We start from the raw sequence: 13823 nt of genomic DNA, 5'->3' as shown, positions 1-13823 counted from the left end.
TTATGGAAAATATAGAAATAAAAAAGAGCAATAAAGTAGATATAAAGACCAAGATTCTCAGCGCATATATTCAGTATGTATTGGAGCATGGCAAAGAGCCATCTTCGGTATTCAAGTTTGCTCAGAGCATCAAGATTAAAGAGGAGGAATTTTATAATCATTATACCTCTTTTCAGGGTGTAAAAAGCGGTGTCTGGGATCAGTTATTTGATCAGACGATAACTATGATGGAGGCCCAGGAAGTTTATAGGACCTATTCAGCCAAAGAAAAGCTGTTATCTTTTTATTTTACTTGGATAGAGGAACTGAAGAAAAACAGGAGTTATCTTTTGGCACTTTATCAAGGGCATACAGGATTCAGAAAAAGCATGCCCGAAGAACTGAAAAGTTTCAGAAGAAAATTTAAAGATTTCTCTACGGAGATTATCCTGGAAGGTAAGGAAACGGAGCAGATCGCCGATAGAGCTTTTATTTCGGACCGTTACGAAGATGCGCTTTGGCTTGAAACGATGTTTATCTTCCAATACTGGCTCAAAGATACCTCTACATCATTTGAAAAGACAGATGTAGCAGTAGAGAAATCTGTAAATCTCGCCTTCGACCTGATGGGGAAAAGTGCAGTAGATTCCTTGTTGGATTTTGCCAAGTTTCTCTATCAATCAAAATAATTCCTACATGGATAAGATTAAAGAACAAGAAAACATTCCTACTTCAAAGGTACAGCGGGCATCTAAGTTTATCAGTGCCGGTGCAAAGGTCGGTGGTAATTACGTAAAACATTATGCAAAAAAGATGGTCAACCCTTCGCTGACCAAAGATGATCTGCATACCAGTAATGCCGCGGATATCTATTCATCACTGAGTGAGTTAAAGGGAAGTGCACTTAAAGTAGCCCAGATGATGTCTATGGATAAGAATATTCTTCCCCGGGCCTACCAGGATAAATTTATAATGGCTCAATATAGCGCTCCGCCATTATCCTATCCATTGGTAGTAAGGACATTTCAGAAGTACTTCGGTACATTGCCTGAAGCTATGTTTGATACCTTTACTAAATCTGCAGTAAATGCTGCCTCTATAGGGCAGGTGCATAGGGCCACTAAAGACGGTAAGGATTTTGCCGTAAAAATCCAGTATCCAGGAGTGGCGGACAGTGTCAGTTCCGATTTGAAAATGGTCAGACCGTTTGCCTATCGTCTCCTGAATATGAATGAACAGGAACTAGATCACTATATGGATGAAGTGGAGGAAAAACTACTGGAAGAAACTGACTACGAACTTGAGGTGATCAGGTCTAAGGAAATTTCAGCTGCCTGTAGCCATATTGCCCATCTTAAATTCCCTAATTACTATCCCGAACTGAGCAGTGAGCGAATCATTACTATGGATTGGTTGGAGGGCAGGCATATCAAGGAGTGGCTGGAAACCAACCCCTCCCAAGAAGATCGAAATCAGATAGGGCAGGCTCTCTGGGATTTCTACCATCATCAGGTACATAACCTGAAGCAGGTGCATGCTGATCCACACCCTGGCAACTTCATCATTCAGGATGGAGTCAATCTTGGCATAATAGATTTTGGCTGTGTCAAAGTAATTCCTGAGGACTTTTATCATGGGTACTTTTCTCTAATCAAAAAAGATCTACTTATTAAAGAGGAGGAATTGAACCAGATATTCTTTGATCTGGGCTTTGTCAGCAATAAAGATACCCTAGAAGAACAGGTATATTTCAAAAGTGTGTTTAAGGAAATGATTTCTTTATTAGGGGAGCCTTTTCATGCTGAGGAATTTGATTTTGCGGAGGATGCCTATTTTAATAAAATATTTACAATGGGGGATAGGATTTCTAATGACAGGATGTTTAAAAAATCCAAACAGGCTAGGGGATCAAGACATGGACTGTATATCAACAGAACCTATTTCGGTATTTATAACCTGTTAAATCAACTTGGCGCTAAAATCAGAACAACCAAGCCCGATTGGTTAAAATAAAGGCCTTATTTATCAAGAAGAAAAATTATAGTATGTATATAAAATGCCCTCATAAAGTTTGACACTTAATGAGGGCATTTTATTTGGGGGATTATTTATAATATGGATTACTGGACAAGTCCGTTTTCTCTAAGTTCGGCTTTTACAGCATCTACATATTCTCTGGCAAAAGCTGCATCTGAGGCTGGGTTTAAGGTTTTGGATTGGGCACTCCATACCAGTTCCATGGTTTGTGCATCATATAGGTTGGTCTCCATAAAATACCTTCTGTCCGTGGAGTAATAGCCTGTGTTGAAAGCAGCGCCGTGCCAATGGTTAAAATAACCCGGGAAAGTGCCGTAATAGCCAAATCTTCCCATAGGCTGATACATACCCCCCATGCCGGCAGCTCCTCCAGGAACAAATCTTTCTTCCTGTTCTACATCGATCAGTGTGATGGTAAGAATGCCTTCACAGGCGGTTTCTCTTATGATTTCTTCCAGCCGGTTTCTTTCTGGAGACCTTTCGTCATAAAAATCTGGACGAAAGGTTTCGACACTTTTGGTAGTGGTTACATTCCTATTGGTGAGCCTGCTGGCAAATTCCTGTTCTAAATTTTGCCTTAATGATAAATCTTCCGTAAGGGCAGCCAAAAAGATACTGTTGTAATTTGATCTTTCAGGTTCGGGTGTGTTCCATACGGCTGTAACTTCTGTACTGGGTCTACAGGAGACCATGATCATCAATGCGACAATAAATATCGAATAGTATATTTTCATGTTTTTAAAATTGTTTTAATTGGTAAAATGGAAGCTTCCATGCTTGTGCCACCGGCTAGGAGATCCTAGGCTGAAGCCAAATATCATGTATAGATTATTGATTAATTTATATTTTTACTTTTTAAAACAACAAAGCCTGTTCCAAAATAGAACAGGCTTTGAAATACATGATAATTCTTATGGATTAATCGGTATAACTGATCCGGTAGATACAATTGGCCATATCATCTGACACCAGCATGCTGCCGTCAGGAAGTACCATGACATCTACAGGTCTTCCCCACACTTCCTGAGAAGCCTCATCCAGCCATCCTTCAGCAAATACTTCATGACTATTGGCATCAGCATTTCCTTCTAAAGAGACAGTGGTAATATTATAGCCTACTTTAAGGCTTCGGTTCCATGATCCGTGTTTGGCTATGAATATGGTGTTTGAATAGGCGGCGGGAAACATATCACCGGTATAAAACCTCATGCCCAAAGGTGCTACGTGTGCTCCCAATTTTACCTTAGGTGCTTCATAGGCACCTTGTCCTTTACCTTTGGGGCCGAAATCAGGATCTTCTACATCCCCTGCATGCCAGTAAGGGTATCCGAAATGCATGCCTTTCTGAGGAGCATGGTTAAGTTCACAGTCCGGTATGTCATCACCCATCATATCACGGTTATTGTCCGTAAACCAAAGTTCCTTAGAACCCGGATGCCAGTCAAAACCTACGGTATTTCGGACGCCATGAGCAAATATTTCGGGTTGGATATTTTCAGCATCCACATCTATACGGGTAATGCTAGCAAAAATATCTTCCTCAGATTCACATATATTACAGGGAGCCCCCACTGGTACGTATAATTTGCCATCCGGCCCAAATGCTATAAATTTCCAGCCGTGGTGTTCTTTGCTGGGATACTGGTCATATATTACTTCATAACTGGGTTGGTCTAGGTGGTTTTCTATATCCCTAAACCTCAATATGCGGTTTACTTCCGCCACATATAGATCTCCATTCTTATAAGCTACACCATTTGGCATAAACAAGCCTTCGGCCAGTGTGTAGCGGAAATCTGCTTTGCCGTCACCGTTGCTATCCAGTAGGGCAAATACTTTGTCACCTTGCCTGTTACCCACGAAAATGATCCCGTTATCACTCATGGCCAGTGACCTGGCATTGGGAACATCAGCCGCCCATACTTCGATCTGAAAGTTTTCAGGCAATTTGATCTTATCTAATTGAACTTCGGCTGTAGCCTGACTGATATCCGTTCTGTTTTCACTTTCCACTGCTTTTACGGTAGCCCCCTGGTCTGTTTCCCTTGAATTGCAGGAGGAAATGGTGACAGATAGGGACAGCGCAGCCAAAAATATTTTTGATTTCATCATTTAGTATATGATTTAGAATATAATTGCGTTTTTTTATTTTTTCGATTACAAGTTAAGAATTTTGTTAAATACTTATAGGTATTTATTTATGAACGGGAGAATCCTTATTTTTGCAGAATGTTATCGATAAATAATCTCTCATATTATATTGGCGGAAGACCGCTTTACGAAAATGCCTCTCTTCATATCAAACCGAAAGATAAAATCGGTCTTGTAGGTCTTAATGGAACAGGGAAATCTACGCTTTTGAAAATCATAGCCGGGAATATCCAGCCTTCCAGTGGGGAAATCCAAAAGGCGAAGGACTGCAGCATAGGATTTTTGAATCAAGATCTCCTATCATATCAGTCTGATGAGAGTATATTGGATGTAGCGCTTGCTGCATTTAAAGATACACTTTCGCTTCATGATGAGATAGAGGAGGTGTTAAAAAAAATGGAGACAGATTATTCCGATGAGATTATCAATAGGTTGGCATATCTGCAGGATAGATTTGAAGCCAATGAAGGATATACTATTAAGGCCAAAGCTGAAGAAGTACTGGAAGGTATAGGTTTCGTCACAAAAGATCTATCCCGTCCCCTTAAGACATTTTCTGGAGGGTGGAGGATGAGGGTCATGCTGGCCAAGCTGCTTTTGGAAAAGCCATCTTTACTGATGCTGGATGAACCTACCAACCACCTTGATCTGCCATCGATCCAATGGGTAGAAAACTACCTCAAAACCTATGAAGGTGCCGTCATAGTGGTGTCCCACGATCAGACTTTTCTGGACAGGTGTATAGAAACCACGGTGGAGGTCTCCCAACAGACACTTACAGCATATTCAGGCAATTATTCTTTCTATAAAGAAGAAAAGAAAGAACGGCAGGAAATCCAACAAAATGCTTTTGAAAATCAACAGCAGATGATCAAGCAGACAGAGAAGTTCATCGAACGCTTCCGTGCCAAAGCTTCTAAATCCAATCAGGTTCAGTCCAGAGTGAAAGCACTGGAAAGAATGGACAGGGTGAACGAAGTGATAGATGACAATGCTGCGGTAAATTTTAAATTTAAGTTCTCCAAAAAATCAGGTAGGGATGTAGTGGTGCTGGACAATGTATCCAAATCATATGGAGACCTGACGATATTAAAGAATACTACCATCAGAATCGAGAGAGGGGACAAGATAGCCCTGATCGGAGCAAACGGTAAAGGTAAATCAACGCTTCTAAGAATTATAGATGGCACCGAAAAAATAGAAGGGGAAAGATCTGAAGGTTATAATGTAATCAAATCCTTTTTTGCCCAGCACCAGCTGGAAGCCCTTAATGTCAATAATGAAATCCTTCAGGAAATGGTACAGGCAGGATCGGACAAGTCTGAGATGGAACTAAGAGGGGTGCTCGGCTGCTTCCTATTTACTAATGAGGATGTATTTAAAAAGATTAAGGTTCTATCCGGAGGAGAAAAATCAAGGGTAGCACTAGCCAAGACCCTTATTTCCGAATCAAATTTTCTATTATTGGATGAACCTACCAATCACCTGGACATGCAGTCTGTAAATATTCTTATACAGGCTTTGGAACAGTTTGAAGGTACTTTTATCACTGTATCGCATGATAGGCACTTCATTAAAGGAGTAGCAAATAAGATCTGGTATATAGAAAACCATGAGATCAAAGAGTATCTAGGCACATATGATGAATATGTGGACTGGAAATCTAAGCAGGTGGATCATGATGACTCCAAAGCGCCTTCACCCAAAAAAGAACCAGTGGCCAAGAAAGAATCCAAAAAAAGCGCTTCTGTGGAGGAGGCCAATGAAGCCAAAAAACAGCTAAAGAAACTGGAAAAAGAATTTGAGGAAGTAGAAGGGGAAATATTAAAATTAGAGGCTGAAAAAAAGCGAATTGAGTTCATTTTGGCAGATCCTACGATTTATGATCGTCCATCTGACCTGGAATCGGCCAATAAAGAATATCTGGACGTTACTTTCCAAGAGCAAAAATATAATGAACAATGGGAAAAGTTGGCTGAAGAGATAGAACTGCTACAGGAGCAACTTGCCTGAAACCTTTACGTTATACATGCTGACATAGTCGATGAAATATAATGTCTGCGGATTTCGGTATAGTACGATAACACATACAATGAATAAAATACTACTGTTACCTTTTTGTTTGCTGCTTTTGTCATTTCAGGTAAGGGCACAGTTGATTGATAGGGTTTTTGAAGAGAACATACAGTCGGTGAGACTTTATCCCAAGACAGCTGAATTTTCCAGTCAGTTTAATGCATCCGTCATTGCCATGAATAGTCCTGTGCCGCTTGTACTGGAATTTGATGATCTGGCATACGATGCAGACATGTATTCTGCCAAGATTATCCACTGCAATGTAGACTGGAAACCTTCACCCCTCAAAGATGCTGATTATTTAATCCAATTCAATGAATTTAATGTGAACGATTATGAGTATGCCATCAATACCCGGATTCCCTATATCCATTATACTTTTCAGGTTCCCAGATTGACCAGATCTGGAAACTATGTACTGAAGGTATACCGGGGAAGGGATGAAAGTCAGACCATCCTCACCAAAAGGTTTATGGTATTTGACAGTCAGTTACCTGTAGGGGCGGCAGTGGTGCCCTCCAGCCGTACCGAAGACAGGAGAGCGGGTCAGCAGCTGGACCTACAGGTAAACTATAATAACAGGGAACTGGTAGATCCGCTATCAAATGTGAAAATAATCATCCGACAGAACCAAAGGTGGGACAATGCCATCTATGGCTTAAGGCCTACCTTTATCAGAGAAGATCAAAAGTTAATCGAATATAAGATTTTTGATGGATCCAACGTTTTTGATGGTGGAAATGAATTCCGATTTATAGATCTGCGCTTTGTGAGGACGCCCGGCCAAAACATGGTCAAGATAGAAATGGAAGAGGACGTGGTATTTGGTGAGGCAGTAGTGGACAGGGTACGTAGGGCTCAGCCCTATGTGGAATACCTTGATCTTAATGGGCAGTTTGGGATCTATAATGTGGAGCGTCAAAACCACCACTTAGAAAGTGAATACCTTTTAGTCACTTTTAATCTGAAGGATGAGAACATCACAGAAACACCCTACATTCTGGGAGCTTTAAGCAACTGGGGTCAGGAGGCGGAAGCTAAGATGATGTTAAATAAAAAGACCGGTACCTACCAGGCTACTTTACTTCTTAAGCAGGGTTGGTATGACTATCAGTATGGATACAAAACCAATCTTGGCTGGGATATGCAGCCATTAGAAGGCACCCATTTTCAGACTGAAAATGAGTATGAGGTTTTTATCTATTACCGCGATATGGGTTCCCGGTATGATGAATTGATAGGGTATCAGGTGGTGAATCCTAATAAGAGAAGGTTTTAAATTCATAATATTTACCTGATGTAAAAATATGAAAGCGCTGCGTTTTACATAAGATTAAATCCTTGGAAAATTCATTCAGCCAAAGACAATTAAGCTTATTTAAAATATTATTGTATTTTTTTTGTTTGTGCTATTTCTGTTAAATTCTTTTTTTGCTCGGCAAAGTACAATCTAACCGAGCATTTCTGTGTAATCCAGCTAGTATTTTAAGTTTGGACGCACCGGTCCCATGATTGGCTGTTCCTAGCTGGTTTTAAACGGCCTTCAGACCGGAGGGCTACTTCTTTGGTTATCTTGACCGCATTGGCTGCCATAGTCCCAAAGAGTGTTATCCGCTTCTTTCTCTTTTCCCCTTTTACATAAGCTTTAAATAAAAATACCCCAGCTATATTATTAGCTGGGGTATTTTTATTTAATCCTCTATAGGTGGCTGATCATCACTGGATGGTGCCTGCCTTGGAGGCCTGCCTTCCTGTGCTCTATAAGGGATAAATCCTTCCCTTTTAAATTTGTAAGGTTCTGTTTTTTGGCTAGGGGCATGGTTGGCTAAATCCAGCATACCAAATCCCTTATGCGTAAAAGCACCCAGTCCACATCTAAAGACAAAGTCCTGAACTTCCGGAGCAGCGTATAATGTAAAGGGTAGGGTATAACCTCTTACTTCATATTTGACATCCATGTCATATACGGAATAGATTCTAGCAAATTTTTTCTGTTGTTCACGGAGCTTGTTTACATAGTTCATGTCAGGCACTACCTGGAATTTATAGAAGGATTCCATTTGTTCCTGGGTGTACCATCCTGACTTTTCCATTCGGGTCAAAGTCGATTCATAGAGCAGGTCAGAAAACTCATCCGTATCCGGATTAATAAAACGTTTACCTGAATCATCATTAAATGATGGGGTGAGTAATACCAGGGGAGATATACAAACAAATTTGTTTGATGTCTCTAAAGTAGGTTCAATTTCCTGCTCGGTGTATTCTGGGGAAATGATCAGATTTCCTAACTCAATTTTTGGCGTATTAAACACTTGCTCCAGAAGGTAGTCCATAAAGTCTTCATTGGGAGAAGAAAGCACGAGGGTGACTAAACTGGAATAATAGTGCAGGCCACTTCTACTTACTTTGGTCTGACCCTTAAGGCCAGAGAAGTTGAAGTAATTGTAGTTAAAAAACTCTTCACGTCCACCTTTTACTATCAGCCCTTTGAGGAACTGAGCCAATATATACTGGTGATGAAAGGGTAAATAAGCTCCTTTGTTCTTTAACGAAAATATAAGTCTTATTCTCACGGTTTTAAAAATGAAAAGTTAAACAATAATTAAATTTAATATATAAAGGGTGTGGTTTATAGCATTCTCCAAAATTAGCGAATATAATGTTAAAAACACTAAACGTTGAACCTAAAATGCATGATATCACCATCATGGACTATATATTCTTTGCCTTCTATAGCTATTTTTCCATTTTCCCTACAGGCGGCTTCTGATTTGAACTGCTCATAGTCTTTCAGTTTTATCACCTCTGCCTTTATAAAGCCTCTTTCAAAATCCGTATGGATTACGCCAGCTGCCTGGGGAGCTTTCCAACCTTTTTTGATCGTCCATGCTCTTACCTCCTGTACGCCGGCTGTGAAATAGGTAATAAGATCAAGCAAACTGTATGCCCCAGCTATCAATTTGTTCAAACCACTTTCTTCTAACCCGTATTCTGATAGAAACATGGCCTTTTCTTCCATGTCATCAAATTCAGCGATTTGTGATTCTATAGCTGCACAGAGTACAATGATTTCGGCATTTTCATCCTTGATGCTCTCTTTCAGTTGCTCTACGTATTGGTTTCCGGTCAGTATACTGGATTCATCTACATTGGCTACATATAGGACTGGTTTAATCGTCAGAAGATGTAGATCCCTCACTGCTTCAATCTCTTCTTTATCAACGTCCAGAGCGCGGGCATTCTTGCCTTCAAGCAAACATTTTTTGAAATTGTTAAGGATTTCCAAATCCCTTTTGGCTTTGGCTTCTCCAGATTTAGCGATTTTCTCTATTCGCTGTATTTTTTTCTCTACTGATTCCAGGTCTTTTAGCTGTAGCTCGGAATCTATGACTTCTTTATCAAAAACTGGATCGACCCCTCCTGCTACGTGGACGACATTATCATCCTTAAAGCACCTTACCACATGAACTATGGCATCGACCTCTCTGATATTTGCTAAAAACTTATTGCCCAGACCTTCACCTTTGCTGGCACCTTTTACCAGACCAGCGATATCGACAAATTCTATTACTGTAGGCAATACCCTGTTTGGGTTGACCAGCTTCTCCAATACCTGAAGTCTATGATCGGGTACTGTTACTACCCCCACATTTGGTTCTATCGTACAGAATGGAAAATTAGCTGCTTCTGCTTTTGCACTGGATAATGCATTAAATAAAGTTGATTTACCTACGTTGGGTAATCCTACTATCCCACATTGTAATGCCATGAATTATAATCTTAATCTTAATTAATTTTAAATATCTGGTACTCTTTGTACCCTTTGTAGAATTCTTTAAATGATACACGAAAGATAGTGTATATAGGGATCGCAAAAATCATCCCAAGAACTCCAGCAATTTTTGCCCCGACAAAGATAATAACAAATATTTCAAGTGGGTGTGCTTTTACCGATTTAGAAAAAATAATTGGTTGTAACAAAATATTATCAGTAACCTGGACTAGGGAAAATACCGTTATGATTCTGATAGCGAAAAAGATAACATCCGTACTTCCTCCAAAATTTCCTGTGGACAGCCCTACCAATATACCAAAAATGGCACCAAGCAGGGGGCCAGCATAAGGAATCAGGTTGGCGACCGCTGCAAAAATGGCTATAGTGAATGCATATTCCACCCCCACTAAGCTCAGACCAAGAGCTGCCATAGAAAAAATAGCCGTCATCTGAATCAATAGGCCTATAAGATAGTTGGATAAAAGGGTCTCAACCTGATGAAATGTTCCTACAGATAGCTCAAAATATTTATTGGGGACCAAATTGATGATATTTCTTCTAAGCAGGCCATTTTCCAGCAGTAGAAAAAAGGATATAAAACTTATGGCCAGCAGACTTATTAAAAAGTTACTGGTCACATTGATAATGCCATTAATAAATCCCTGGATATTAATTTCACTGAAGCTCATCATGAGGTTATTTCTCACCATACTGATAAGGAAGCCAGGTTCGTTTCTGACCAGGTCCCATCTGATCAGAATGTCTTCTACCATGCTCAGCGGGCGCTGGATCTGCTCATATAAAAAATCAATATCCATTTCATATATGATTCCGATCTGGGCCCTGATTAACGGGATGAATAAAAGACTTACTAATGAAATCACTGAAATGATGGCTATAAATGAGATCAGAATAGCTGTCCACCTTGGGATGTGCTGTCCAAATATATGTATACTGTTAATCCTATTGGTAAGTGGACGTAATGCTGCAGCAACAACCACCGAAAACAAAAAATAAAGTGTAATATTGGAAAAATACCATCCCAATAACACTAAAATAAGAATTAGGATGAAAATGGATATTAATAGTTTATTCATTAAAAACAAAAGTATAGTTAGACCGGGACTGCCCCATGTACCAGAGAAGTATTCCTAATGGATCGTATAACCTCCCAGTAAATATATAAAAAGCGCCACACGAAAATTGTGTTTTCTCCAATTTTATTCAGGCTTCAGGCAAATTCAATAGGCCAAAAATGAGGTCGATAAACGATGTTTACATAGTGACCTTTATGGGCAGATAAAAAAAAGCATTCCCTCTATCATCTAGAGAGAATGCCTAACCAATATTTTTGGGGAAATTATTCCCACTTCAGTTCATCTCCAAATGGAGTAGGAACCACCTCGGCATCTGCCTCAGGCTCGTCAAATTGTGAAAAATCAAAATCAGACATCAAATCGTTCTTTACATGATCAACCACATCCTGTAAAGCCTCTACAAATTTCCCAAAATCTTCTTTGTATAAAAAAATCTTGTGCTTTTCGTAAACGAACGTATCGTCTTTTGTTTTTCTCTTACTTTCAGTGATGGTAAGATAATAATCATTTGAGCGAGTCGACTTGACGTCAAAAAAGTACGTCCTCTTACCTGCTTTTACTTTTTTAGAGAAAATCTCTTCTCTATTCATTCCATTTTTCTCTTCCACTGTCCAAAATTTAGTTTACTTTCTTCAATAAATAAAATCAAGACAAGTTAAAGGTTTTCACTTATTAAAATCAAAATATTTAGGTATTTTTTTTACCTTTTAGAGTAAGAAAGATAGTGTCATTCCCTATCACCCTGTGAAATCGACATCATAAGATATAATAAGGGTTATTTAACCCCTATTTTATTCGCCATGCATTAATTTCTTTTTCTCAAGGAGTCTTTCTTCTGATTCCCTGTGATCAGGATCATCTACACAGCAATCCACTGGGCAAACTGCAGCACATTGCGGTTCCTCATGGAAACCCATGCACTCGGTACATTTGTCAGTTACTATATAATAAAACTCATCTGAAACAGGTTCTTGCTTTTCACTTGCATCTACTACAGTTCCATCTTCTAATACTACCTCTTTTAAATTGGTACCTCCAGCCCATGTCCACTCTATTCCGCCTTCATATATAGCAGTATTGGGACATTCAGGTTCACATGCACCACAGTTGATGCATTCGTCGGTTATCATTATGGCCATCTTTATTCTATTTTTTTTTCAAATCTACTAACCATTTAACAATCTCACAAAAATATTGTTGTCATGCTAAATAATTTATAACGAATCTAGCTTAAAATGCCCTTTTTATCACCTTTTTAATCAATTGTTTTTTAGATCATTTTTTCATGTGTGATATTACTGCAGGATGAACCATACATATGTTATCTGAAGACCAGCCCCTTTTTGCCATCTAGGATTGATTTGCATTAGATCATTCATCATGATAACTATCTTATCTCCGATAGATCCGATGGCGACAATTTTAAGCTTATAAATGATCATGTCAGCATTATAAAATATATTTGTAAGGTAGAAATAACTTTAAGATGAGACTAGAACAAAGAATAAAGGCATTTATAGCATTGGGTGAAAGGATAAAAGCATTGGAAGGTGACGAATTTTTATCGCTGGCCAGAAGGGCAGAAAACGGTAACAGTTGGTTTACTTCAGCAAGTATCTCTGATGCCCTAAAAGCATTGACTGTTATGCTGGAAGCCTCGTCACTTAAAGATTGGGTTGGGCAGTATGATATACCAGATCGCCTAAAAGGAAAGAAAGTAGGCGTAATGATGGCGGGCAATGTGCCTGCTGTAGGATTCCATGATCTGTTATGTGTGCTCATGACAGGCCATGAACTGCACGCTAAGCCCAGTACCTCGGATGAGGTCCTAATAAAATGGTTGGCAGCAGAATTACTGAAAATAGAGCCAGCATTTGGGCCCTTTCTCACTTTTGAGGAAATGCTCAAAGGAAAAGATGCTTATATCGCTACAGGAAGTGATAATACTGCCCGTTATTTTGAATATTATTTTGGTAAGTATGAGCATATCATCAGGAAGAACCGTACCTCGGTAGCCATACTGGACGGTAAAGAAAGTAAGGAGGATTATGTATCACTTGCAAAGGATATTTTTCAATACTATGGCTTAGGGTGTAGAAACATATCTAAGATTTACCTTAAAGATGAATCGCAACTGCAAAATTTTCTGGCGTCAATAGAGGAGTTCAATCCCATCATACATCATCACAAGTACCGTAATAATTATGATTACAATAAATCCATCTATTTGGTAAACCAGCAGCCCCATCTGGATAACGGGTTCTTACTATTGACTAAGAACAGTAGTCTGGTTTCACCGATAGCGGTTCTTTATTATGAATTATATGAAAATGAGGAAGCTGTAATGCAAGCTATAGAAAGTGAAGAGGATAAAATCCAGTGTAAAGTAAGCAGATTAGGATTGATTCCCGGAAGTATTCCCTTTGGTGAAGCCCAGAATCCAAAGGTAAACGAATATGCTGATAATGTTGATACCATGGAGTTTTTGGCAGGCCTGTATAAAAAGTGAAGTTCTCATGATTGGGGGGATATTTATAACCGCATGAAATAAAAGGATGGGATGGGTATTTATATGGGTAATAATTAAGCATACAGGTTTTTGGAAATAGAAAGGTATAGCGGTCAAAACGACAGTGTGAGGGGTAGATTCAAGTATCATTCCTACTGGAATGCGCCAATAGGATAATGATGTGATTTCATATGCGCTT

At 39.3% G+C, this 13823-nt stretch carries 12 protein-coding genes; 5 read left to right on the top strand and 7 right to left on the bottom strand.

The window, feature by feature from the left end; all coding sequences use genetic code 11:
- The first annotated feature begins 2 nt into the window (after positions 1-2).
- Entirely contained in the window at positions 3-668 is a 666-nt protein-coding gene (locus tag EL17_RS11265) for a TetR family transcriptional regulator C-terminal domain-containing protein (RefSeq protein WP_035073962.1), read from the top strand.
- Between the two features lie 7 nt (positions 669-675).
- The gene (locus EL17_RS11260) at positions 676-1992 is read left to right on the top strand and encodes an ABC1 kinase family protein (RefSeq protein WP_035073960.1); all 1317 of its coding nucleotides are present in this window, start codon (positions 676-678) and stop codon (positions 1990-1992) included.
- A 107-nt stretch (positions 1993-2099) separates the two neighbouring features.
- On the opposite strand, the gene EL17_RS11255 is transcribed toward EL17_RS11260, so the two are convergent.
- Both EL17_RS11255 and EL17_RS11250 read right to left on the bottom strand, forming a co-directional pair.
- Positions 2100-2750 carry a hypothetical protein gene (locus tag EL17_RS11255; protein ID WP_164675062.1) on the bottom strand — a complete coding sequence of 217 codons (651 nt, stop codon included), beginning with the start codon at positions 2748-2750 and terminating at the stop codon, positions 2100-2102.
- Between the two features lie 184 nt (positions 2751-2934).
- Positions 2935-4128, bottom strand: coding sequence for a PQQ-dependent sugar dehydrogenase (locus EL17_RS11250; protein ID WP_035073956.1), 1194 nt, complete (start codon positions 4126-4128; stop codon positions 2935-2937).
- A 117-nt stretch (positions 4129-4245) separates the two neighbouring features.
- Here EL17_RS11250 and EL17_RS11245 point away from each other — a divergent pair, with 117 nt between their 5' ends.
- Positions 4246-6180, top strand: coding sequence for an ABC-F family ATP-binding cassette domain-containing protein (locus EL17_RS11245; RefSeq protein ID WP_035073954.1), 1935 nt, complete (start codon positions 4246-4248; stop codon positions 6178-6180).
- Positions 6181-6259: 79 nt separating this feature from the next.
- Positions 6260-7522: a type IX secretion system plug protein gene (locus EL17_RS11240; RefSeq protein WP_035073953.1), complete on the top strand. Its 1263-nt coding sequence runs from the start codon at positions 6260-6262 to the stop codon at positions 7520-7522.
- 412 nt (positions 7523-7934) lie between these two features.
- Here EL17_RS11240 and cas6 read toward each other — a convergent pair whose 3' ends face one another.
- The 5 genes from cas6 to EL17_RS11215 form a co-directional block, all read right to left on the bottom strand.
- Entirely contained in the window at positions 7935-8816 is an 882-nt protein-coding gene (gene cas6, locus EL17_RS11235; RefSeq protein ID WP_035073951.1) for a CRISPR-associated endoribonuclease Cas6, read from the bottom strand.
- Positions 8817-8914: 98 nt separating this feature from the next.
- The gene (gene ychF, locus EL17_RS11230; protein ID WP_035073949.1) at positions 8915-10012 is read right to left on the bottom strand and encodes a redox-regulated ATPase YchF; all 1098 of its coding nucleotides are present in this window, start codon (positions 10010-10012) and stop codon (positions 8915-8917) included.
- 17 nt (positions 10013-10029) lie between these two features.
- Positions 10030-11115 carry an AI-2E family transporter gene (locus EL17_RS11225; protein WP_035073947.1) on the bottom strand — a complete coding sequence of 362 codons (1086 nt, stop codon included), beginning with the start codon at positions 11113-11115 and terminating at the stop codon, positions 10030-10032.
- Positions 11116-11378: 263 nt separating this feature from the next.
- On the bottom strand, positions 11379-11723 hold the full coding sequence (locus EL17_RS11220) for a DUF3276 family protein (protein WP_035073946.1): 345 nt from the start codon (positions 11721-11723) through the stop codon (positions 11379-11381).
- Between the two features lie 183 nt (positions 11724-11906).
- On the bottom strand, positions 11907-12254 hold the full coding sequence (locus EL17_RS11215; RefSeq protein WP_035073944.1) for a 4Fe-4S dicluster domain-containing protein: 348 nt from the start codon (positions 12252-12254) through the stop codon (positions 11907-11909).
- Between the two features lie 347 nt (positions 12255-12601).
- Between EL17_RS11215 and EL17_RS11210 the strand changes: the two genes are divergently transcribed.
- Positions 12602-13624 (top strand): acyl-CoA reductase, encoded by a 1023-nt coding sequence (locus EL17_RS11210; RefSeq protein WP_035073942.1) that lies wholly within the window; start codon positions 12602-12604, stop codon positions 13622-13624.
- Positions 13625-13823: the final 199 nt, after the last annotated feature.

Source organism: Anditalea andensis (assembly GCF_000714815.1).
Lineage (GTDB): Bacteria > Bacteroidota > Bacteroidia > Cytophagales > Cyclobacteriaceae > Anditalea > Anditalea andensis.
The sequence above is the reverse complement of the archived record's forward strand: the minus strand, read 5'-3'. Positions and strand labels throughout refer to the sequence as shown.

Excerpts from the sequence above, each read along its gene's own strand:
- EL17_RS11250 (WP_035073956.1), bottom strand. The coding sequence starts at position 4,128 with ATGATGAAATCAAAAATATTTTTGGCTGCGCTGTCCCTATCTGTCACC.
- EL17_RS11240 (WP_035073953.1), top strand. The coding sequence starts at position 6,260 with ATGAATAAAATACTACTGTTACCTTTTTGTTTGCTGCTTTTGTCATTT.
- EL17_RS11225 (WP_035073947.1), bottom strand. The coding sequence starts at position 11,115 with ATGAATAAACTATTAATATCCATTTTCATCCTAATTCTTATTTTAGTG.
- EL17_RS11210 (WP_035073942.1), top strand. The coding sequence starts at position 12,602 with ATGAGACTAGAACAAAGAATAAAGGCATTTATAGCATTGGGTGAAAGG.
- EL17_RS11215 (WP_035073944.1), bottom strand. The coding sequence starts at position 12,254 with ATGGCCATAATGATAACCGACGAATGCATCAACTGTGGTGCATGTGAA.
- EL17_RS11255 (WP_164675062.1), bottom strand. The coding sequence starts at position 2,750 with ATGAAAATATACTATTCGATATTTATTGTCGCATTGATGATCATGGTC.
- ychF (WP_035073949.1), bottom strand. The coding sequence starts at position 10,012 with ATGGCATTACAATGTGGGATAGTAGGATTACCCAACGTAGGTAAATCA.
- EL17_RS11260 (WP_035073960.1), top strand. The coding sequence starts at position 676 with ATGGATAAGATTAAAGAACAAGAAAACATTCCTACTTCAAAGGTACAG.
- EL17_RS11265 (WP_035073962.1), top strand. The coding sequence starts at position 3 with ATGGAAAATATAGAAATAAAAAAGAGCAATAAAGTAGATATAAAGACC.
- EL17_RS11245 (WP_035073954.1), top strand. The coding sequence starts at position 4,246 with ATGTTATCGATAAATAATCTCTCATATTATATTGGCGGAAGACCGCTT.